22 protein-coding genes are annotated in these 21,539 nt (G+C 67.9%); 12 read left to right on the top strand and 10 right to left on the bottom strand.

The genetic code is table 11. The features are described 5' to 3' along the window. Positions 1-24 precede the first annotated feature (24 nt). The 6 genes from ISP14_RS01780 (at position 25) to ISP14_RS01755 (ending at position 6,947) form a co-directional block, all read left to right on the top strand. Positions 25-666, top strand: coding sequence for a response regulator (locus ISP14_RS01780; RefSeq protein ID WP_367844488.1), 642 nt, complete (start codon positions 25-27; stop codon positions 664-666). Positions 667-963: 297 nt separating this feature from the next. Beyond that, a complete protein-coding gene (locus tag ISP14_RS01775) occupies positions 964-2,295 on the top strand; it encodes an SRPBCC family protein (protein ID WP_404535671.1) in 1,332 nt (443 codons plus the stop codon). Positions 2,296-2,430: 135 nt separating this feature from the next. Then, positions 2,431-3,372, top strand: a complete 942-nt coding sequence (locus tag ISP14_RS01770; RefSeq protein ID WP_404535668.1) for an ABC transporter ATP-binding protein — start codon at positions 2,431-2,433, stop codon at positions 3,370-3,372. Continuing rightward, complete coding sequence (locus tag ISP14_RS01765; RefSeq protein WP_404535665.1) at positions 3,369-4,103, top strand: ABC transporter permease subunit; 735 nt, start codon at positions 3,369-3,371, stop codon at positions 4,101-4,103. Before ISP14_RS01770 ends, ISP14_RS01765 begins: the two co-directional genes overlap by 4 nt. After that, complete coding sequence (locus ISP14_RS01760) at positions 4,103-6,025, top strand: GldG family protein (protein ID WP_404535662.1); 1,923 nt, start codon at positions 4,103-4,105, stop codon at positions 6,023-6,025. The genes ISP14_RS01765 and ISP14_RS01760 overlap by 1 nt, the downstream gene beginning before the upstream one ends. A gap of 64 nt (positions 6,026-6,089) precedes the next feature. Next, positions 6,090-6,947: a cytochrome c oxidase assembly protein gene (locus tag ISP14_RS01755; RefSeq protein WP_404536096.1), complete on the top strand. Its 858-nt coding sequence runs from the start codon at positions 6,090-6,092 to the stop codon at positions 6,945-6,947. Positions 6,948-7,121: 174 nt separating this feature from the next. Here ISP14_RS01755 and ISP14_RS01750 read toward each other — a convergent pair whose 3' ends face one another. Both ISP14_RS01750 and ISP14_RS01745 read right to left on the bottom strand, forming a co-directional pair. Then, positions 7,122-7,574, bottom strand: coding sequence for a copper chaperone PCu(A)C (locus ISP14_RS01750; protein ID WP_404535659.1), 453 nt, complete (start codon positions 7,572-7,574; stop codon positions 7,122-7,124). After that, positions 7,571-8,188 (bottom strand): SCO family protein, encoded by a 618-nt coding sequence (locus tag ISP14_RS01745; RefSeq protein ID WP_404535656.1) that lies wholly within the window; start codon positions 8,186-8,188, stop codon positions 7,571-7,573. The genes ISP14_RS01750 and ISP14_RS01745 overlap by 4 nt, the downstream gene beginning before the upstream one ends. Positions 8,189-8,269: 81 nt before the next feature. On the opposite strand from ISP14_RS01745, the gene ISP14_RS01740 reads away from it, so the two are divergent. Both ISP14_RS01740 and ISP14_RS01735 read left to right on the top strand, forming a co-directional pair. Further along, a complete protein-coding gene (locus tag ISP14_RS01740; RefSeq protein WP_404536095.1) occupies positions 8,270-8,647 on the top strand; it encodes a DUF423 domain-containing protein in 378 nt (125 codons plus the stop codon). A gap of 45 nt (positions 8,648-8,692) precedes the next feature. Further along, positions 8,693-8,956, top strand: coding sequence for a hypothetical protein (locus ISP14_RS01735; RefSeq protein ID WP_404535653.1), 264 nt, complete (start codon positions 8,693-8,695; stop codon positions 8,954-8,956). 44 nt (positions 8,957-9,000) lie between these two features. On the opposite strand, the gene ISP14_RS01730 is transcribed toward ISP14_RS01735, so the two are convergent. After that, positions 9,001-10,551 (bottom strand): transglutaminase-like domain-containing protein, encoded by a 1,551-nt coding sequence (locus ISP14_RS01730; protein ID WP_404535650.1) that lies wholly within the window; start codon positions 10,549-10,551, stop codon positions 9,001-9,003. A 146-nt stretch (positions 10,552-10,697) separates the two neighbouring features. Between ISP14_RS01730 and purT the strand changes: the two genes are divergently transcribed. Together purT and ISP14_RS01720 are read left to right on the top strand one after the other, a co-directional pair. Further along, entirely contained in the window at positions 10,698-11,879 is a 1,182-nt protein-coding gene (purT, locus tag ISP14_RS01725) for a formate-dependent phosphoribosylglycinamide formyltransferase (RefSeq protein WP_404535647.1), read from the top strand. 114 nt (positions 11,880-11,993) lie between these two features. Then, complete coding sequence (locus tag ISP14_RS01720; RefSeq protein ID WP_404535644.1) at positions 11,994-13,502, top strand: FMN-binding glutamate synthase family protein; 1,509 nt, start codon at positions 11,994-11,996, stop codon at positions 13,500-13,502. Positions 13,503-13,585: 83 nt separating this feature from the next. On the opposite strand, the gene ISP14_RS01715 is transcribed toward ISP14_RS01720, so the two are convergent. The 7 genes from ISP14_RS01715 to ISP14_RS01685 all read right to left on the bottom strand — a co-directional run bounded on the left by ISP14_RS01715 (position 13,586) and on the right by ISP14_RS01685 (position 18,753). Then, positions 13,586-14,290, bottom strand: a complete 705-nt coding sequence (locus tag ISP14_RS01715; RefSeq protein WP_404535641.1) for an arginyltransferase — start codon at positions 14,288-14,290, stop codon at positions 13,586-13,588. Between the two features lie 52 nt (positions 14,291-14,342). Continuing rightward, positions 14,343-14,735 carry a hypothetical protein gene (locus ISP14_RS01710; protein ID WP_404535638.1) on the bottom strand — a complete coding sequence of 131 codons (393 nt, stop codon included), beginning with the start codon at positions 14,733-14,735 and terminating at the stop codon, positions 14,343-14,345. Between the two features lie 168 nt (positions 14,736-14,903). Further along, positions 14,904-15,770, bottom strand: coding sequence for an acyl-CoA thioesterase (locus ISP14_RS01705; protein WP_404535635.1), 867 nt, complete (start codon positions 15,768-15,770; stop codon positions 14,904-14,906). 157 nt (positions 15,771-15,927) lie between these two features. Next, complete coding sequence (locus tag ISP14_RS01700) at positions 15,928-16,914, bottom strand: alpha/beta fold hydrolase (protein WP_404535632.1); 987 nt, start codon at positions 16,912-16,914, stop codon at positions 15,928-15,930. A gap of 20 nt (positions 16,915-16,934) precedes the next feature. After that, a complete protein-coding gene (locus ISP14_RS01695) occupies positions 16,935-17,078 on the bottom strand; it encodes a hypothetical protein (RefSeq protein WP_404535629.1) in 144 nt (47 codons plus the stop codon). A 76-nt stretch (positions 17,079-17,154) separates the two neighbouring features. Next, complete coding sequence (locus ISP14_RS01690; protein WP_404535626.1) at positions 17,155-18,000, bottom strand: helix-turn-helix transcriptional regulator; 846 nt, start codon at positions 17,998-18,000, stop codon at positions 17,155-17,157. A 180-nt stretch (positions 18,001-18,180) separates the two neighbouring features. Further along, positions 18,181-18,753, bottom strand: a complete 573-nt coding sequence (locus ISP14_RS01685; RefSeq protein ID WP_404535623.1) for an N-acetylmuramoyl-L-alanine amidase — start codon at positions 18,751-18,753, stop codon at positions 18,181-18,183. Positions 18,754-18,816: 63 nt separating this feature from the next. Between ISP14_RS01685 and ISP14_RS01680 the strand changes: the two genes are divergently transcribed. Both ISP14_RS01680 and rlmKL read left to right on the top strand, forming a co-directional pair. Continuing rightward, a complete protein-coding gene (locus ISP14_RS01680) occupies positions 18,817-19,335 on the top strand; it encodes an alpha/beta fold hydrolase (protein WP_404535620.1) in 519 nt (172 codons plus the stop codon). Then, positions 19,332-21,518: a bifunctional 23S rRNA (guanine(2069)-N(7))-methyltransferase RlmK/23S rRNA (guanine(2445)-N(2))-methyltransferase RlmL gene (gene rlmKL / locus ISP14_RS01675; protein WP_404535618.1), complete on the top strand. Its 2,187-nt coding sequence runs from the start codon at positions 19,332-19,334 to the stop codon at positions 21,516-21,518. The genes ISP14_RS01680 and rlmKL overlap by 4 nt, the downstream gene beginning before the upstream one ends. Positions 21,519-21,539: the final 21 nt, after the last annotated feature.

The following is a 21,539-nucleotide window of genomic DNA, read 5'->3' as shown; positions in this document are numbered from 1 at the left end:
CGACGACTGCTTCGAGGATCCGCGATGATTTCCGTCTGTCTTGTCGACGACCAGAACCTGGTGCGCCAGGGGGTGCGTTCGCTGCTCGACCTGGCCCAGGACATCCGTGTGGTGGCCGAGTGCGCCGATGGCGCGCAGGCGGTGCAGGAGATCCCGCGGGTCAAGCCCGACGTGGTGCTGCTGGACCTGCGCATGCCCAACATGAGTGGGCTGGAGGTGCTGCAGGCGCTTGGCGCGCGCAACGAGCTGCCGCCCACGATCATCCTCACCACCTTCGACGACGACCAGCTGGTGCTGCAAGGCCTGAAGGCCGGCGCGCGCGGCTACCTGCTCAAGGACGTGTCGCTGGAGCAGCTGGTGGAGGCGGTGCGTACGGTGGCCGCCGGCGGCTCGCTGGTGGCGCCGATGGTCACCCAGCGCCTGCTGGCCGGCGTCGGCCGCATGCAGAACCAGTTCACCAGCCTGGAGCAGCCGGACCCGCTGACCGAGCGCGAGACCGAGATCCTGCGTCTGCTTTCCGGTGGCTACTCCAACAAGGAGATCGCCAACTCGCTGAAGGTGGCCGAGGGCACGGTGAAGAACCACGTTTCCAACATCCTCTCCAAGCTGGGGGTGCGCGACCGCACCCGGGCCGTGCTGAAGGCGCTGGAGCTGGGGATCGTCTGAGGGCTCCCGGAGGCGCCTCCATGCGCCGGCGGATGCTGCGGCGCAATGCCGGCCTTGGGGCGACAAGCCAGTCGCAACAAGGCCTTGCGGCCGTCCATACGGCTTGCCGGAACCCGATGGCGTTCCGGCGCATGAGCAAGTAACATCCAGTTCTTCGGCGTTTGCCGACCCCCGGTCATCTCCCCGCGATCGAGCCCTGCAATGGTTCGCGCGACGGCTGGGGCAATACCTGCGTACCGCGTAACAGATCGCTCGGAGACCCCTGGAATGATGCGTGCTCGTGTTCTTGAATTTCTCATGGCGCTGGTCATCGTCGCCGCGATCGGCGTGCTGGCCGCGGTGATCATGCCCGGCACTGGCCACATCGAGCGCTCGATGGTCATCGGCAAGGACATGCGCCAGGTTTACGACGTGCTGGACAACTTCCACCGCCTGCCCGAGTTCTCGGTGCTGAACTCGTACGACGCGCACATCAAGTACAACTACTCCGGCAAGGCCTTCGGCCCCGGCGCCGAAGTGAGCTGGACCAGCAGCGATGTCCGGGCGGGCAATGGCTCGCTGACCGTCGACAGCGCCACCCCGGATTTCAACAAGGTCGACGGCACTGCCAAGACCGCACAGATCGTGTGGGATCTGGAGAACGGCTGGAAGGGCTACGACAAGACCTTCACCTTCGCGCTGGAGCGCCAGGGCAGCCGCAACCAGCTGACCAACGTCACCTGGTCGTATGACGTGAAGTACGGCTGGAACCTGGTGAACCGCTTCGCCAACCTGTACATCCACGGCGATCCCGATTCGTTCATCGAGTTCGGCCTGAACAACTTGCAGAACGTGCTGGCCTCGGTGCCGAACGTCGACTACAAGGACTTGATCCCGTACATCCGCCAGACCGATCCGACCCCGGTGCTGCTGGTGCCCGTCACGATCCAGCTCAAGGACGGCAATGACGCCTACACCGGCTCTGTCAGCAAGGCGATTTCGCAGATTCAGGCCACAGCGAAGAAGCTGGGAGTGAATGTCACCGGTCCGCGCATCGTATTCACCACCAACTACGGCGATACCACCTATACCTACGACGTGGCGATGCCGATCGACTCCAGCGCGCTGAATGTCAACGGCCAGACCCAGCAGCTCACCGCACCGACGCCGCCCGCGCTGGACAACAACGCGCCGGCCGATGCCGGCACCGCTGCTGCCCCTGCTGCCGCGGAGGCGCTGAAGCCGGGTGATCACGACAAGTTCGGTCGCCTTGTGGTCGACGGTGACGTGCGCGCCACCCTGGCCTTCGGCGGTCCCGCGCTGGAAGGCGTATGGAACGGCACGTTCGTGGGCGTACGATCGACCCGCGATGAGCTGAAGGCCTACGCGCTGACCCACGGCTACAAGTTCGACGACGTGGTGAACCGCAGCTACGACATCATGGCCAAGCCGGAGATGAAGGACGCGCAGGGCAACATCACCAGCTACGCCGAATTCGATGTGTACCTGCCGACCACCAATACGCCGGACCAGACCCCGGAGCAGGCTGCCGGCATCAAGCAGCCGACGCTTGACGTGGCAGGCCCGGCTGCCGCCGGCAGTGCACCGGCGCCTGCAAGCACCGCTGCAGCGCCCGCTGGCAAGCACTGAGCGCGCGCTTGCCGCTTCAACGAAAGGCCCTTCTCCGGAAGGGCCTTTTTGTTTGTCTGCGGCATTGTGCCGGCGCGGCTGAACCTTCCTGCTCCCTTGCGGTACATTGCAGATGATTTCGCAACGCGCCCGTCCATGATCGAGACCGAACGACTCACCCGCCGCTACGGCCAGCTCACCGCGGTGGACGCGCTGAGCATCCGCGCCGATCCCGGCCAGGTGCTGGGCCTGCTCGGCCCCAACGGCGCGGGCAAGTCCACCGCGATGCGCATGATCGCGGGGTTCCTGGCGCCCAGCAGCGGCACGGCGCGGGTCTGCGGCCACGACGTGCAGCGCGATCCGCTGGCCGCGCGCCGCGCGCTGGGCTACCTGCCCGAGGGGGCACCCAGCTACGGCGAGATGACGGTGCGCGAATTCCTGGTGTTCATCGCGCGCATGCGCAAGCTCACCGCGGAAGTGGGGCGGCGGCGTTTCGACGAGGTGGTGGGTCGGCTGCAGCTGGAGGATGTACTGGAGACGGGCATCGACACGCTCTCTAAAGGCCTGCGCCGACGCGTCGGACTGGCCCAGGCGATCCTGCACGATCCGCCGGTGCTGATGCTGGACGAGCCCACCGACGGCCTCGACCCCAACCAGAAACACACGGTGCGCCAGCTGATCGACGCGATGGCGCGCGAGCGCACCATCCTGATCTCCACGCATCTGCTGGAGGAAGTGCATGCCTTGTGCAACCGCGTGGTGATCATCGCGCGGGGCCGGCTGCTGGCCGACGCCACGCCCGCCGAGCTGGAGGCGCGTTCGCGCTACCACGGCGCCGTGTCGTTCAGCGCGCCCGGCAGCGGCGTCTCGCAGGAGATGTTGGGGCGCTTGCCGCAGGTGGCGTCGATCGAGGTCGATCCGCTGGACGGTCGCATCACCGTGTTCCCGAAGCCGGGTACACGCATCCTGGAGCCGGTGGAGCAGTTGCTGCGTGAGCAGGGGCTGGAAGTCTCCGAGATCCAGCTCGAACGCGGGCGGCTGGACGAGGTGTTCCGCCAGATCACCACCGCGCAGGACGCGACGGGGGCGAGCGCATGAGCCCGGTCAACGCAGTGATGCGGCGCGAGCTGCGCAGCTTTTTCGTGACGCCGATGGCCTATGTGTTCCTGGTCATCTTCCTGGTGCTGGCGGGCATCCTCACGTTCTACACCGGCGATTTCTACGAGCGCGGCCAAGCCGACCTGCAGCCGTTCTTCGTGGTGCATCCGTGGCTGTATCTGATCCTGGTGCCTGCGATCACCATGCGCATGTGGGCGGAAGAAGCCAAGGGCGGCACGCTGGAGCTGTTGCTGACCCTGCCGGTGACGCTGTGGCAGGCGATGCTGGGCAAGTTCCTGGCAGCCTGGCTGTTCATCGGGCTGGCGTTGGCGTTGACCTTCCCGATCTGGCTCACCGTGAACTACCTCGGCGCGCCCGATAACGGAGTGATCCTGGCGGGCTACCTGGGCAGCTGGCTGATGGCCGGCAGCTTCGTGGCGATCGGTGCCTGCCTCTCCGCGCTCACCCGCAGCCAGGTGGTGGCCTTCGTGCTCACTGCGGTGGTCTGCGTGCTGCTGATCCTGGCCGGGCAGCCACAGGTGCTGGACTTCTTCTCCGGCGCGTTGCCGCGCAAGCTGATCAATGCGTTGGCCTACCTGAGCATGCTGCGCCATTTCGAAGCGGTCGCGCGCGGCGTGCTGGACCTGCGCGACCTGGCCTACTTCGCGCTGAGCATCGTGGGCTGGCTGCTCGCCGGCGTGCTGCTGCTCGAACTGAAGCGGGTGCGCTGATGGCGCTGCGCCTACGCCTACCGGACGTGTTCACCAAGCCGCTGCGCCTGGGGCGCCGCGTCGCGCTGTACGGTGCGCTGGCGCTGGTGGCGCTGGTGTTCGTGTCGTTGATCGTATCGAGCGGGCACTGGCTGCGCGCGCGGCGCGTCGACCTCACCGCCGACCAGCTGTACACGCTCTCGCCGGGCACCTTGCAGATCGTCGATCAGCTGCAGCGGCCGCTGCGACTCACGCTTTACTTCTCCGAGCACGCGACCCGTGATCTGCCCAAGCTGCGCAGCTACGAGCAGCGCGTGCGCGACATGCTGCAGGAGATCGCGGCCCGCTCGCACGGGCGCGTGCAGTTGCAGGTGGTCGACCCGGTGCCGTACTCCGACGACGAGGCCAGCGCCGAGGGCGCCGGCCTCACCCCGGCCAGCGGCGGTAGCAACGGCGAGCGGGTGTTCTTCGGCCTCGCCGGCGGCGTGCTGCCGGGTGGCGCCGACGCCGAAGCGGCCGAGGGGGCGGCGCCCGAGCGCACGCTGGCGATCCCGTTCTTCGATCCCGCGCGCGATCCGTTCCTCGAATACGACATCGCCAAGCTGTTGTACGAGCTCAACCAGACCAGCAAGCCGCACATCGGGGTGATCAGCACCTTGCCGGTGGAGGGCAACCCGGTGCTGGGCCAGCAGCCGTGGGTGGTGATGCAGCAACTGGCCCAGTTGTTCGACGTGAAGGCGATCGATCCGGGCCAGCTCAAACAGGTCGGCGCGGACATCCGCGTGCTGTTGCTGATCCATCCCAAGCGCCTGTCGGCGGATGCGTTGTATGCGATCGATCAGTACGTGCTGCGTGGCGGCCGCCTGGTGGTGTTCGTCGATCCGGATGCCGAGCTGGACGACACGCCCGCCGATCCCGCCACCGGTGCGTTGCCCGACCGCAGTTCCGACCTGCCGCGGTTGTTCGCGGCCTGGGGTGTGCGCTACGACGCGCACCAGGTGGTGCTGGATCGCTCGCATGCGCTGACCATCGAACTGGGCGGCAACAACATCGGCCATCCGGCGATGCTGTGGCTGGACAATCAGTCGCTCAACCACGACGACGTGGCGACCGCCAGCCTGCAGCGCATCGACCTCTCCACCGCCGGCCACTTCGACCTCGCTGCGAATGCGAGTGCGCGGCTGATTCCGCTACTGCAGAGTGGCCCCGATGCCGAAGCGGTGCCGGTGCAGCGGGTGCTGCAGGCCAGCGACAACCCGTCGCTGCTGCTGCAGGACTACCAGCCAAGCAATACCCGCTACGTGTTCGCCGCGCGCCTGCGCGGCAGCTTCTCCAGTGCCTTCCCGGAGCGCGCGAAGCAACCCGGCCATCTGGCGCAGTCCGCGCCCGGCGACGAGGTGGTACTGGTCGCCGATACCGACTTGCTCAGCGATCGACTGTGGGTGGAGCCGCAGACCATCCTCGGCCAGATCATGATGCGGCCGTTCGCGAACAACGGCGATTTCGTGGGCAACCTGGTGGACAACCTCAGCGGCTCCTCGGCGCTGTTGTCGATCCGCGGCCGCTCCACGTCGCAGCGACCGTTCACTCGCGTGGAGGCCTTGCGCAACGTCGCCGACCAGAAGTTCCTGCAGAAGGAGCAGGAGCTGGAGCGCGAACTGGCCGAGACCCGGCAGCGGCTGGAGGAGCTGCAGCCCGGCAAGGGCGGCAGCCATGCCGGCAGCATCGGCACCGAGCAACGGCACGAAATCGAGCAGTTCCGTCAGCGCCAGCTGGCGATCAACAAAGAACTGCGCGATGTGCAGCACCAGCTCAACGCCGAGATCGATGCGCTGGGCCTGCGTCTGAAGATGATCAACATCGTGCTGGTACCCGCGCTGGTGGCGCTGCTGGGCCTGCTGTACGGCTGGCGCCGCATCCGTCGTACCCGGCGGCGGCTGTGAGTACGGCCGCGGCGCGGGCGGCAATCCGCCGCAACGGCCATGCTGCCGCGGGCGCTATGCTGGGCTGATGGCGACGCTGCTGAAATGGATCGTGCCGTGGGAGTTCTCGTGGGTGTTCCTCGCGGGCTTCCTGCTGACCTGCGTGCTGTATTGGCGCGGCAGTCGGCGCCTGCGCGTGAGTCGCGGCCGCCGGCTGACCTTCTGGATCGGCATGGCGATCATCTGGCTCACGCTGCAGACCTACCTGGATTTCTACGCCGAGCACGAGTTCTTCGTGCATCGCCTGCAGCAGTTGCTGCTGCACCATCTCACGCCGCTGCTGATCTGCGCCGCGTACCCCGTCAGCGCGCTGCGCGCCGGCTTGCCCCGTCGCTGGCGGCTGCGCTGGTTGAAGCCGCTGCGTTGCTCGTGGCCGTGGCGCATGCTGAGCGGTGTGTTGTTCCAGCCGCTGGTGGCATCGATCCTGTTCGTGTTCTTCGTGCTGATCTGGCTGGTACCGTCGATGCAGACGCTGGCGATGCTGGACTGGCGTGTCTACCGTTTCATGAACTGGACGATGCTGCTGAGCGGCTTCGTCTACTGGTCGCTGATCCTCGACCACCGGCCGCACCCGCCGGGACGCATGGGCGCCGGCATCCGCGTGCTGTCGCCCGGCATCACGATGGCGCCGCAGATCCTGGCCGGCGCCATCGTCACATTCTCGCGCAGCGATCTTTACCCGATCTTCGAGATCTGCGGCCGCGCGTTCACCTTCAACGTGCTCACCGGACAGATGATCGGTGGCGTGATCACCTGGGTGCCGGCGGCGCTGCTGGAATCCATAGGCGGCCTGATGGCGCTGCGCCAATGGTTGCGGCTGTCGCGCAGCGGGCGCTTGCCGCGCAAGACATGGCAGACGGCACGCCGAACTGCACTGGATTGAATTGAATAGTGCGGCCAAGGATGGCCGCCCGTTTGATCTTCGCGATCAGGGACGATCGCAAAAGTATCGAATAGTGCGGCCAAGGATGACCGCCCGTTTGATTTTCGCGATCAGGGATGATCGCAAAAAGTAAAGTATTGAACAGCCTGGCCTAGGACAGCCACTCGTTCCGCTTCACTTCCCGTCGTCCAGCGCGTTCGCCGGCCGTGCCGTGAAGTCCACTGGCAGCGTGCCGCCATCGCCGAATTTCAGCACCACGCGCACCGTGTCGCCGGGCTGCACCGGATGCTTGGCGTCCATCAGCATCAGGTGGTAGCCGCCGGGCTGCAACGCCTGCGTGCCATGGGCGGGGATGGTCAGCGCATCGACCATCGCCATGCGGTTCATGCCACCCGCGCCCGAGCTTTCGTGCAGCATCGCTTCGCCATAGGCGGGGCTGCTGGCACCGGTCAGCGAGACCGGCTGGTCGCCGTCGTTGTGCAGCACGACGTAGGCGCCGGCCGGCAGATTGCCAGGCAGAACGCGGATCCATGCGTGGCTGGCGGTGACGTGCGGGGCAGTGGCGGCATGCGCCAGGCCGGTGCCGAGCAGTCCGGCGAGCAGCACGGGCAGGAGGATGCGGTTCACGCGGCAGCTCCGTGGGTCAGCAGCAGATCGAGGTCATGCACCAGGTCGTCCTGCGGTGTGCCGGGCGTGGAGAGCACGCGGGCGTGGCCGTCGCCGTCGAACACGTAGATCGCCGAGCTGTGGGTGACCTCGTAGTTGCCATCCTGGCTCGCCGGTTCGCGGGTGAAAGCCGAGCGATAGCGTTTGCTCAGCGCCTCGATCGCGCGCGGGTTGCCGGTGAGACCCACCGCGCGCTTGTCGAACGCATTGACATAGGCATGCAGCACCGCCGGCGTGTCACGTGCGGGATCGACGCTGACGAACAGGATGCGTACGTCATCGGCTTGCTTGCCCAGCTTCTGCAACGCGACGTGCAGTTGGGCCAGGGTCAGCGGGCAGACGTCGGGGCAATGCGTATAGCCGAAATACAGCAGCAGCACCTTGCCGCGGTAATCGGCGGCGCTCACCGGTTTGCCGTTGTCGTCGGTGAGCTGGAACTGCAGGTCCGGCATGTGCCCGCTGATGTTGGTGAGCTTGAACGGCAGCGATGCATCGCGCTGGCAGCCGGCCAGCAGCAGGGCGCCCGCCAATGGCAACAAGAGCAGGGCGAAGCGCAGGAGGCGCGGGAACTTCATGCAAGAATCCGAGGGTCGCAAGCGCCAAGCATACGCCAGCACTTGCGCCGAACGACCGCCTGCATCCGGAGCCTGGCCATGCTGCGACAAATTGCCCGATCCCGTACCGGCCTGCTTGCCGGTATCGCTGGTGCCAGCGCGGTGTTGCTCGGCGCATTCGGTGCGCATGCCTTGCGCGGTGTGCTCGATCCTGCCCATCGCGAGCTGTGGCACACGGCGGTGGAATACCACGTGTGGCACGCGTTGGCGCTGGCCCTGGCGGTGGGGTTCGGCGGCGGACGCGCACGCCGTTGCGCGATCGCGGCGTTTGCTTGCGGCATCGTGCTGTTCAGCGGCAGCCTGTACGCACTGGCCCTGGGTGCGCCGCGCTGGACCGGCATCGTCACGCCGTTCGGCGGCTTGGCCTTCGTGGTCGGCTGGATCGCACTGGGCCTGGCGCTGCGCTGCGCCGACGACTGAATCGCGTGTCATGACGCTGCCATGCGCGGGGCGCAGCATGGCGACATGAACCCCGTACGCAAACGGTCGAACACCTGGTTGCAGGCCAGCGCCTTGTTCGCTGCCTGCGTGGTGCTAGTGCTTGCGTCGGTTGGCGACTTGCGCCACGGCGCATCGTTGCAGGCCGCGGCGTCGTTCGATCTGCGGATGCCCCAAGTCGAGGGCGGCCACGAATGGCTGCAGGTGGCGAACAGCCAGGACGGCTCAGTACGGATGTACGACGCGCGCGACGGCCGCTTGCTGTCCATCGCCGCAGCCAGTTCCAAGTGACGCGTGTGCGGTGGCAGGGCGCCCGCTGCGAGCCGGGTACGGCTTCAGCGGCCGCCACCTGCGCCATTGCCGCTGATGCCTTGCCCCTGCGGGCTGGGTGCGGGTGATGTCTCGACCGGCGTGTCGAACAGTTCGTCGGGAGACTTGATGCTGTCGATGCGCAGCCGGCCGAACAGGTAGGTGGCGCCGTAGAAGTGCCAGGGATCGCCATCGCCGCTGTCGATCGCGATATGCGTGCTGTCGAAACGATGCAACGCGGCGTCATAGCTTTTCCAGCGCGTGCCCAGCCAGGCCTGCACCCAGGCGTGCGGTACGAATACCCGTGAATGGCCGTCGTAGCGGCTCGCGTAGGCCATGCCGGTGACTACGCGCGCGGGAATGCCGGCGGCACGCGCCATCGCCGCGAGCAGCACGGCGAATTCGGTGCAATCGCCCTGGCGGTTGGCGACCACTTCCAGCGCCGAGGCGTAGCCCACGTCCAGGCCGTGCTGCACGATGTAGTCGCTGACGAAGCTGCGCAGGCGCCGCATTTTCTGCTCGGGCGTGCGTGCCGAGCCGATGGCCTGGACGGCCAGCTCGCGGATCGCCGGTGCGTCGGATTGCAGCCAGGCGTTCGCGGCGAGGTCGTCTGCCTGCGGCGGCGGTTGGCCGTTGGCGCGGTAGCCGCCGATGTCGATCTGCCAGTCGCCGTGCCCGAGCGCGGTGACGCCTTGCTCGCTGGTGTCGATGAATGGCTGGGCAATGTCGCCGTCCACGTGGACGCGGTAACGCAGCAAGGTGTTGCGCAAGTCGGCGGTCAGCGGGCGCGGCGCATCCACCGTGGCCGCGCGGTACATGTCCACGTTCTGCGCCGGCGCCTGCGCGCAGGCAGGGTCGCAGGCCAGCATCTCCAGGCGACGGCCGAGCATGCCGATCAGTCCCTTGCGGGCTGTGCCGCTGCTGTCCAGCCACAGATCCATCGTCTGGTCGCCGCGCGACTGGAACAAGCGCTGGCGCTGATGGTTCAGCGATTGCGCACCGTCCGGCAACGTCACCATTTCCTCGCCCAGCACTTCCACCTGCGTCTGCGCCACCTGCCGACTGGCGGGATCGAAGATCGCCAGTTCGTAGTGTGCGCCGGGATGCGCGCTGGCACGCAGCATGGCTAGCCGTTGGCCCTCGGCAAGCAGGGCGCCCGCGGGCCAGTCCATGGTTTCCTGCCGCGTGGCGCCGCCCACGGTGATGTCGACGCGGAAACGGCCGCCGGGCTGGCGCCGGCCCTCGACCGTGCTGTCCATCGCCGACATCGTGCTGCGTGCGCCGAAGCCCAGCGGCTGGCCGTCGGGCGTTTCCACGCTGCGGATCGTGTTGCCCAGCGGGATGCTCTTGCCGTTGCGGGTCAGCAGGATGGCCAGGGTCTGGGTGGTGGTTACCGTCTGTCCGTCGCGCTGGCGCTCGATGTGCAGGCTGCCGATCTTGCGGCCGCCAAGCAGCACGCTCATCCAGGTGTCTTCGGTGTTTGCGGGAGCGGTGGCCGAGACCTGGGCGAGAACCGGCGTGGCGACCGCACAGGTAAGGCAAAGCGCCAACCGGAACAGGGCGATCGGATGACCCATGGAACGGCTCCGCGGGGACGGGTGCGATCAGTGTGGAGCCGGGCCCCGAGGCGCGGTCAATGCGCAGCGCAGCAAAATCTTGCGATGGCGCGACGACCACGGCGCTCCCCCTACAATGCGCTCCCGCCCAACGACGGAGCACCCCCATGAAACCCTTCGGCACGCCCCATTCCGACCATGCCGTGCGCGTGCTGCTGCTGGGTTCCGGCGAGCTGGGCAAGGAGCTGGCGATCGAGCTGCAGCGCTATGCGGTGGAGGTGATCGCGGTGGACCGCTACGCCGACGCGCCGGCGATGCAGGTGGCGCACCGCAGCCACGTGATCGACATGCTGGACGGCGCCGCGCTGCGCCGTACGATCGAGGCCGAGCATCCCGATCTGGTAGTGCCGGAGATCGAGGCGATCCACACGCCCACCCTGGTGGAGATGGAGCGCGAGGGCCTGCACGTGATCCCCACCGCGCGCGCCGCCTGGCTGACCATGGATCGCGAAGGCATCCGCCGGCTCGCCGCGCAGGAACTGGAGCTGCCCACCTCGCCCTACCGCTTCTGCGACAACGAGGCCGATTACCGCCGTGCAGTGGCCGACATCGGCTACCCGTTCGTGATCAAGCCGGTGATGAGCTCCTCGGGCAAGGGCCAGAGCATCGTGCGCGGCGAGTCCGAACTGCAGCATGCCTGGGACTACGCGCAGTCCGGCGGCCGCGCGGGGCAGGGCCGGGTGATCGTGGAAGGTTTCGTCGACTTCGACTACGAGATCACCTTGCTTACCGTGCGTCACAAGGACGGCACCAGTTTCTGCGCACCGATCGGCCATCGCCAGGAAGACGGCGACTACCGCGAGTCCTGGCAGCCGCAGCCGATGAGCGACAAGGCCATGGCCGAGGCGCAGCGCCAGGCCGCGGCGGTGTCGAACGCGCTGGGCGGCTGGGGCGTGTTCGGCATGGAGTTCTTCGTCAAAGGCGACAGCGTGATCTTCTCCGAGGTCAGCCCGCGCCCGCACGACACCGGCCTGGTCACCCTGATCTCGCAGGACTTGTCGGAGTTCGCGCTGCATGCGCGGGCGATCCTCGGCCTGCCGATTCCGGTGATCCGCCAATTTGGTCCCTCAGCCTCGTGTGCGGTGCTGGTGGAAGGCGAGGGCCGTGCGCCGCGCTACCACGGCGTGGCCGCGGCACTGGCCGAGCCGGACACCCAGCTGCGCCTGTTCGGCAAGCCCGAGGTGAAGGGGCGCCGGCGCATGGCGGTGACGCTGGCGCGCGATGCCAGCATCGAGGCGGCGCGCGCGAAGGCCGTGCGCGCGGCGGCGCAGCTGCAGGTGGAGTTGTAATGATTTTCTCCCTCGCCCCGCCAGGGGGAGGGAGACGGCATGCTTCGACTTCGCCCACCACGCGAGCTACGCTCAGCGCGAGCAGTATGTCCTTGCAACGCACGGGAGTCGCACATGCAATCGACGGGTTTTGCGCACTGGCTGGTGGTGCTGGTGGAAACGTTCGCGGCGCTGTTCATGCTGCTGCTGGCGTTGGCCGTGGTGGTGATCGCGGCGGTGTGGGTGGTGGACCGCAACCAGACGTCCAATGCGGTGTTGCGCAACTTCCCGGTGATCGGCCACTTCCGATACGGCTTCCTGCGCCTGGGCGAGTTCTTCCGCCAGTATCTGTTCTCCAGCGACCGCGAGGAATTGCCGTTCAACCGCGCCCAGCGTGTGTGGGTGTACCGCGCGGCGAAGAACGCGGAGAACACCAACGCGTTCGGCTCCACCCGCGACCTGCGCGGCGAAGGCGTGCCGTTCTTCGTCAACGCGGCCTTTCCTTCGCTGGGCGACCACCACGTGAAGCCCAAGCCGGTGCGCATCGGCCCCTACGCGCGCGAACCCTACGACCACGCCGCGTTCTTCAACATCTCCGCGATGAGCTTCGGCGCACTCGGCGCGCCGGCGGTGCGTGCGCTGTCGCACGGCGCTGCCAAGGCCGGCATCTGGATGGACACGGGTGAGGGCGGTCTGGCGCCTTACCACCTCGAAGGCGGTTGCGACATCGTGTTCGAGATCGGCACCGCCAAGTACGGCGTGCGCACCCCCGACGGCAAGCTCGACGACGACAAGCTCAAAGCCATCTGCGCGCACAAGCAGGTGAAGATGGTCAGCATCAAGCTCGGCCAGGGCGCCAAGCCGGGCATGGGCGGCTTGCTGCCGGCGGCCAAGGTGACGCCGGAGATCGCCGAGATCCGCGGCATTCCGGTGGGGCAGGATTCGCAGAGCCCGAACCGGCACCTGGACATCGGCAACGTGCCGCAGCTGCTGGACGCGATCCGCCATATCCGCGAACTCACCGGCAAGCCCACCGGCTTCAAGGCGGTGTTCGGCGACATGACGATGATCGAGGAGCTGTGCGACGAGGTGCGCAAGCGCGGCATCGAGAGCGCGCCGGACTTCATCATCGTGGACGGTTCCGAGGGCGGCACCGGTGCGGCGCCGCAGACCTTGATGGAAGGCGTGGGCCTGCCGTTGCACGAAGCCTTGCCCGCCCTGGTCGACACGCTGGTCGTCAAGGGCTTGCGTGAACGCGTCAAGGTGATCTGCTCGGGCAAGCGCATCACCGCCTACGATGTGGCGTGGGCGCTGTCGATGGGCGCCGACTTCGTCAACTCCGCGCGTGGCTTCATGCTGGCGCTGGGTTGCATCCAGTCACTGCAGTGCAACCGCAACACCTGCCCCACTGGCATCACCACGCAGGACCCGAAGCTGCAACGCGGTCTGGTGGTCACCGACAAGAGCGAGAAGGTGGCGAACTACGCGCACAACGTGATGCACGAGGTGGGCATCATCGCTCACAGTTGCGGCGTGGATGACCCGCGCCAGCTCGACCGCACGCATTGCCGCGTGGTCGGCGACGACGGGATTTCGGTGCCGCTGGTGAAGCTGTTTCCGTATCCGGAAATACCCGAGGCATGAATCTGTAGGAGCGCACCCTGTGCGCGAATGCTCCGGTGCTTGATCGAAGCCAAAAGCATTCGCGCACAGGGTGCGCTCCTACATCAAGGCATGAGCTGCCAACCCTCGGCCGTGCGCAGCTGCAGCGGCCGGAAGCGCCGCTTGTAGTCCATCTTCGGGTGGCCCTCGATCCAGAAGCCCAGGTATACCCAGGGCAGGTTGCGGCGGCGGGCCAGTTCCACCTGCTTGAGGATGGCGAAGGTGCCGAGGCCACGGCTGTCTTCTTTGGGGTCGTAGAAGGTGTAGACCGCCGACAGGCCGCTGCGGCAGATGTCGGTGACCGCCACGCCGAGCAGGCGCCCGCGCAGGCGGAATTCCAGGAAGACGGTAGGGCTCCACGGCGCGGTAAGGAAGCGGCGGAAGTCGCTGGCGTCGGCCTCGTCCATGCCGCCGCCCGGGTGGCGCTGGCGCAGGTAGTTCTCGTACAGCGCATGGCGCTCGGCGTTGTAGCCGGCCAGGCATTCGGTCACCACGAGGTCGGCGTTGCGTTTCAGGCAGCGCCGCTGCGAACGGTCGGGCTCGAAATGCAGCGCGTCGATGCGGCAGGGCGTGCAGGCGCGGCATTCCGGGCAGTGCGGAAAGTACAGGTGCCCGCCGGCGCGGCGGAAGCCGCGTTCCAGCGCCGGCCCGTACAGCCGGTCCAGCTGCGGCGCGGCCGGATCGATCACCAGATTCTGTGCCGTGCGCTCGGCGTAGTAGCCGCAAGCATGCGGCAGGGTCTGGAACAGCCGGACTTGTTCGGAGCGCATGGCCGGATTCTAGGCCGGAGTTGCGGCAGGCGCACGCCGCATGGCGCAAGCGTCAGACGATGTGAAGGTAGCGCAGCGTCATCATCGCGATGATGCCCAGTATCGCCAGCATCACGATGCGGCGAACGCGCGCCACGGTGTGCCGGCGCCGGGCCAGCGGCGTGGGATTGCGCGCCTCGGCCAGGTCCTGGCCGTGGCGCACCACCGGTTCGATGCCCAGGTCGCGCAGCAGGGCGCGGGCGCGGGGATAGTCGTCGGCGCGAGTGATCCACACCTGCTCCCAGCCGCTGCGGTCGTAGTCCGGCTCGCGGTAGCTGAAGCGGCGGTGGCCGGGCTTGCGCCAGTTGGAACGGTTTTCCACCGAGGCCTCGATGCCGTGCTCGGCCATCAGGGCGATCACGCGGTCGATGTTTTCGGGGCGGGGCGAGGTGTAGATCTGGCGCATGTCAGAACCTGCTTATGGCCTCCGCGCCGGGAACGGTTTGCGCGCGGGCCAAGGAAGAACGAAGGAGTGGACGTCCGTCCACGAGGGAGTGATGACGCGGGCATGCGGGCAAACAGACCCGGCCCGATGGCAACGCGAGGTACCTGGCGGCCATAAGCAAGCGCCTGCCTACTCGCCGCGCAGGCGGATCAGGCCTTCCTGCGCGGTGGAGGCGACCAGCCGGCCGTCGCGGCTGAAGATCTGCCCGCGCGCCAGTCCCCGGCCGTCCTGGGCGGTGGGACTGTCGAAGGAATACAGCAACCATTCGTCCACCCGGAACGGGCGGTGGAACCACAGTGCGTGGTCGAGGCTGGCCATCTGCACGTTGTGGGTGAGATAGGAGATGCCGTGCGGCAGGGTGGCGGTGCCGATCAGGTGGAAGTCGGAAGCGTAGGCGAGCAGGGCGCGGTGCAGGACGGCCGAATCGCTGATCGGCGCGGCCAGCCGGAACCAGATGTGCTGGATCGGCGGCCGCTTCACCGGGTGCAACTCGTCGCGCGGCCACACCAGGCGGAACTCGAACGGGCCGTCGATGCCCAGCCAGCGTTGCAGCTTCACCGGCAGCTTGGCCAGTTCGTCGGCCGGCAGCGGGCGCATCGGCTCCACGTCCTCGGGAGCGGGCACCTCGGGCATCGCGGTCTGGTGCTCGAAGCCCTTTTCCGGAATCTGGAACGAGATCGAGCCGTTGAGGATGGGTTGGCCATGCTGGATCGCCACCACCCGCCGCGAGGAGAACGAGCCGCCATCGCGCGCGCGTTCCACGCTGTAGACGATCGGCGCGTCGATATCGCCCGCACGCAGGAAGTACGCATGCAGCGAATGCGCTTCGCGCGAGGGGTCGACAGTCTGCTGCGCCGCCGACAATGCCTGCCCCAGCACTTGCCCGCCGAACACGAAGCGCGTGCCTATGTCGCGGCTCTGGCCGCGGAACAGGTTGTCCTCCAGCCGCTCGAGCTGCAACAGCTCGACCAGTTCGTTGACGTGTGCTTCGCGCATGGCGGGTCCTTGGCGGGGATTCGCCAGTATACCGGGGTGCCCGCCGGGGCCGTGCCAGGAGGTGTCCGCCTCCGCCCCGGCGACAGCCCCCAGCGTTATCGCAACGCCGGTGTGGCCATAAGCCCGTATACCGCGATGCGATGGGAGCGGGCTGCGTTCATGCCTGTTCCTTCCAGAGTTTGAGTGCTTCTTCGGCGATCACGTCCGGGCGTTCCTCGGGCCAGAACAGCTTGCTTTCGGGCAGCCGGCGGACACCTTGCGAATGCCCGAAAGCGCGATCGAGAAAGTCGGCGTTGTTGGGGGCAAAAATCGTGTCGGCCTCGCCCCAGACGATGCGCACCGGCATCGTGGCACGCGCCAGCGCGGGGCCAACGCCGGCCAGCGGGTTGTGCTCCAGCGCGGTGGCGTAGGCGTGCGCCAGGTCGCGGCTGTGCTGCGACGCCAGCAACGGCCCGAAATACGTATCGATGGCCTCGTCGCTGGGGTCCGCGGGATTGGCGTAGCACATGCCGCCGATGCCTGCCGCCGAGCGCGCCAGGGCATGGTCGCGGTACCAGTGGCCCAGCCAGTCGTCGACGAAGCGCCCCTGCTTGGCCAGTTCGATCACCGGCAGCATGGCCGGCGGCGGGCAGTCCTGCTCGGTGTCGCAGTTGGCCAACAGCAGGCTGCGCACGCGCTCCGGGTGGTGGGCAACCAGCAGTTGGGCCACGGCGCCGCCGCTGTCGCTGGCGATCACGTCGGCGCGTTGGACGCCCAGCGTGTCGAGCAGGGCGACCAGCATCGCCACTTGCGCGGCGGGCGCGCATGACTGCCCTTCGGCCACGCGGGTGTAGCCCAGGCCGAGGAAATCCGGCGCGATGCAGCGCCGGTACGGCGCCAGCCTTCCCAGTGCACCGCGCCACTGGAAGCTGTTGAGCGGGAAGCCGTGCAGGAACAGCGCCGCCGGCCCGTTGCCGCGCTCGACGTAGGCGATGTCGCCGAACGCAGTGTGCTTGTAACGGCGCGCGGCGTGGAACGACGCGGCATCCATGGCTGTAGCGGTTGCGGCGGTGGAGCGCGGCCAGCGGGCACAGCCGGCGATGCCGGCCGCGCAGACGGCCGTGGCGAGGGCGAGGAAACGGCGCCGACCAAGATCCGGCGCCATGGGTGAAAGGATTCCATTGCTCACGACTGTGCTTCCGCCTCGCGCAGCTTCTGCGCGCACTCTTCGCAACAGACTTCGACGGTGCGGCCGCCGATGGTCACCTCGATGGCGTTGCCGTCGAGCGGATAGTCGCAGGCAGCGCAGGTGGCTTCTTTCGCTTGCATGGTGATGCTCCGGTGATGCCCGTGATCGGGCAAGCAAGATGAGACCACGCACCGCTGGCGGTGGCTGTCAGGATCTTTAGCTCTTCGCAGCGCCCGGGGTCAGCGCAGCCTGGCGGAACTCGCTGGGCGTACGCCCATAGGCCTGGCGGAACGCGGCGCTGAAGTGGCTGTGGCTGGAGAAGCCCAGGTCCAGCGCCAGCGCGGCGACGTCTTCGCAATCGGCGATCCGGTCCAGTGCCTGCGCCAGCCGCAGGCGCAGGTGGTAGCGGTACAGCGGCAGCCCCTCGACCTGCTGGAAGGCCTGGGTGAGGTAGACCGGCGAGCCGCCGACTTCCGCCGCGATGTCGGCCAGGGTCCAGCGCCGGGTAAGGTCGCTGGCCAGCAACAGCTTGGCCCGGTCCACCAGCCGTTGCCGTGCGTGGGTGGCGCCGGGCGCGTGGGTGGTGCGCGGGCCGAGGCTGCGGCACACCAGGGTCAGCGCCAGGCTCTCCGCTTCCAGCGCCTCGATGCTGCCGTTGCGCAGGCTGTGGCGCAGCAGCGCCACCAGCACCTGGGCGCGTTCGTCGATGCGCAGCGACTGGCCGTGGAACACGGGGACGTCGCGTCGCTGCAGCAGCGCTGCCGGCGCCAGCTCGCTCAGCAGCGGCTGCGAGATCGACAGCGACAGGCAGGCGTCGCCGCCGGTCGTAGGATGGCTGACCTGGTAGCCCTGGCCGGCGTTGAAGAACAGCACATGGTTGGCGTCGGCCACCGACTGCGTGCTGCCGACGTGGCGCAGGAACAGGCCGCGGTAGGGAAACACCAGCTGGGTGGCGTTCGCGCATTCCTCGGCACTGCGGTGGCGGCACTCGCCACGGCAATGCACGTCGTGCGCCGAGACAGTGGCCGACCGCATCAGCGTCTGGACGGTGAACTCAGGCATGCGGCGCGAGCCGGGGGAAGGTCGGCGCAGTCTAGGTGTTCGGGCAGCAGAAAGCATTCGGGCGGCAAAGCCCGCCATGCAGTGCAACCTTCGGTCGATGCTATGCCCCATGGAGCCCGTCGAGGCTGCGAACGGCTGAAAATCTGCCCTCGCATGGCGAGCTTTTCGCCTTGGGTATTTCTACCGCTCAAGCTCCGGGCGCAGCCGCTCCAGTCCGCAGGCAGGGACGATGGCGCCCCACGGGAACAGCGGGCCGGGGTCGAGTTTGCGTGGTACCTGCGCGGCTGGGTCGTCGCTGGCCGCCACGCGGGCGGTGTCCAGATCCTCGTGACCGGCGATCTGGCGCAAGTTGGGGAATTCGCTGCGAAGCAGGGCCAGCAGCGCTTGCAGTGCGGCGATTTGCGCCGCGGTATACGGCTCGGCCATGGTCTGCCGGTGCGAGTCGAACCAGTCGGGGTAGCGGCCGGTGTTGACCAGCTCGATGCCGATGGACTGCGGGTTCCAGCCACGCACGTGGTGCGCCACGCGGGTACCGGGCACGTAGCGGTACACCGCGCCGTCGCGGTCGATGTAGTAGTGGCCGCTGTTGCCGGCGCCACTGTCGTACAGCACCTTCTCGCCGTACTCGCGTGCCATCGCGAGATCGGGCAATTCGGTGCAGTGGATCACCACCAGGGTTACCGCGTCGGCAGGCCGCTCGGGCAGTTTCGCCGCGTAGGGCAGGGGCTGGTCGTGGATGGAAAAGGCGGGCATCCGGCTAGTCTCGCATGGCGGCCAGCTATCATGAGCGTCCTGCCACCTGTACCGGAGACCGCCATGCGCGGCCAGATCATTCTTTCGCACGGTTCGGATGCCGGTCCGGGCGCCACCAAGATCAGCACGCTGGCTGCCCAGGCCGGTTCGCTGGGCTGGCGTACCGAACGCCCCGATTTCCGTGCGGACGATGCCGCGGGCTACACCGCTTCGGTGGCGCCGCGTGTGGCACGCCTGCGTGCCGCCGCGGCCGCCTGCGACACGCCGCCGGTGCTGGTGGGGTCGAGCATGGGGGCGTTCGCCTCGGCCCTGGTTTCGCTGCAGGTGCCAGTGGCGGCGTTGTTCCTGATCGCCACGCCGCCGGCGATTCCCGGCTGCCCGCAGGCGTTGGAGCTGCGCACGGGCGTGCCCACCTTGCTGATCCACGGCTGGCGCGACGAGTTGTGTCCGGTGGAGGGCGTGCAGGCCTTTGCCGCGCGCCACCGCCTGCCGCTGTTGCTGCTGGACGACGACCACCGCCTGCTGACCAGCATGGACATGATCGTCGCGCAGTTCGGCGCGCTGCTGGGAGCCCTGGCATGAGCCGCTGGTTTGCCACCTGCCCGAAGGGGCTGGAATACCTGTTGCGCGACGAGTTGGTGGCGCTGGGCGCGCAGGAGGTACGCGAGGCATTGGCCGGCGTGCATTTCGAAGGTCCGCTGGAAACCGCCTACCGCGCCTGCCTGTGGTCGCGGCTGGCCAGCCGTATCCTGCTTCCGCTGGCCGAATTCGACGCCGCCACCGACGATGCTTTGTACACCGGCGTGCAGGCCATAGCCTGGTCGCAACACCTCGCCGCGCACGCCACGCTGGCGGTGGATGCGCACACCGCGCTGAGCAAGCTCACCCACAGCCAGTTCATCGCCCAGCGGGTGAAGGACGCGGTGGTGGACCAGTTCCGCCAGCAGGGCGGCACCCGCCCCGGCGTGGACACCGAGGAGCCGGACGTACGCCTCAACCTGCGGTTGAAGCGCGACCGCGCCACGCTGTCGCTGGATCTCGCCGGCAGCCCGCTGCACCGGCGCGGCTGGCGCGAGCTGCAGGGCGAGGCGCCGCTGAAGGAGAACCTCGCCGCCGCGATGCTGCTGCGCGCGCGCTGGCCGGAAACCTACGCGGCGGGCGGCGCCTTGCTCGATCCGATGTGTGGCTCGGGCACTTTGCTGGTCGAGGCCGCGCTGATGGCCGCCGACGTGGCGCCGGGCTGGCGCCGCGACTACTACGGCTTCCTCGGCTGGCAGCAGCACGACATCGCGCTGTGGCGCAGCCTGCTCGACGAGGCGCGGCAGCGCGCCGAAACGGGACTCAAGGCGTTGCGCAGCTGCTTCTTCGGCAGCGACGCCGACCCGCGCATGGTGCAGACCGCCAAGCGCAATGCGCAGGAAGCCGGTGTCGCCGGTTTCCTCACGCTGGAGAAGCGCGACATGGCGCACGCCGCGCCGCCGCAGGGCGAGGAACGCGGTCTCGTCATTACCAATCCGCCGTATGGCGAACGCTTGGGCGAACGGGCGCAGATGCCTGCGCTGTACCACGCTTTGGGCGAGCGCCTGCGCACGCAGTTCGCGGGCTGGCGCGCGGCCGTGCTGGCCGGCGATGCGGAACTGGGGCGTGCGCTGGGCCTGCATGCGGAGAAGAAATACGCGCTGTACAACGGCGCGCTGGAGACCCAGCTGCTCACGTTCGAAATCCGTCCACGCGACGCGGCGCCGCGCGAACCGAAGCCGTTGTCTGCCGGCGCGCAGATGCTGAAGAACCGGCTGGAGAAGAACCTCAAGCATCTGCGCAAGCGGCTCGCGCGCGAGGACATCCACTGCTGGCGCGCCTACGACCAGGACCTGCCCGAGTACGCCGCCGCGATCGACGTTTATGCGCGTGAGGGTGCGGAGCCCTGGCTGCATGTGCAGGAATACCGCGCACCCGCCGAGGTGCCCGCGGAGACGGCGCGCATCCGCCTGCGCGAGATCGCCCGCGCTGCCGGCGAGTTGTTTGCGGTGCCGCGCGAGCGCATCGCGATCAAGACCCGCGAGCGCGGCAAGGGCGGCTCCAAGTACGGCCAGTTCGACCAGCGCGGCGAGTTCGTCGAGGTGGCGGAGGGCGGGCTGAAGTTCCTGGTCAACCTCAACGACTACCTCGACACCGGGTTGTTCCTCGACCATCGCCTGGTGCGCGCCAAGCTGCGCGAACTGGCGGCGGGCCGGCGCTTCCTCAACCTGTTCGCCTATACCGCCACCGCCAGCGTGTACGCGGCGGCCGGTGGTGCGCGCGATACCACCAGCGTGGATTTGTCGGCCACCTACCTGGACTGGGCTTCCAGCAACCTCGCGCTGAACGGCTTCACCGGCGCGAAGCACCGCCTGATGCAGGCCGATGCCTTGACCTTCCTGCGCCAGGACCGCGCGCACTACGGCTTGATCTACGTCGATCCGCCGACCTTTTCCAATTCCAAGCGCGCCGACGACTTCGACGTGCAGCGCGACCACGTGGCGCTGCTGGAGGCCTGCGGCGAGCGGCTGGTCAACGACGGCGTGATCGTGTTTTCCAACAATTTCCGCCGCTTCAAACTGGACGAGGCAGCGCTGGCGGAGCGCTTCGATATCGAGGACTGGAGCGCCGCCAGCATCCCGTTCGACTTCGCCCGCCGGGCCGATATCCACGGCTGCTGGCTGCTGCGTCACCGGAAGGCTGAAGCGGCGTTCAATCCGTGGAATGGGGCGCATCCGAAAAACTGAACCCTTCAGTCCGGATTAAGC

This window comes from Dyella agri, from assembly GCF_044904705.1.
Taxonomy (GTDB): Bacteria; Pseudomonadota; Gammaproteobacteria; order Xanthomonadales; family Rhodanobacteraceae; genus Rhodanobacter_A; species Rhodanobacter_A agri.
Note: the sequence above shows the minus strand (reverse complement) of the source record. Positions and strands in the feature narration are given on the sequence as shown.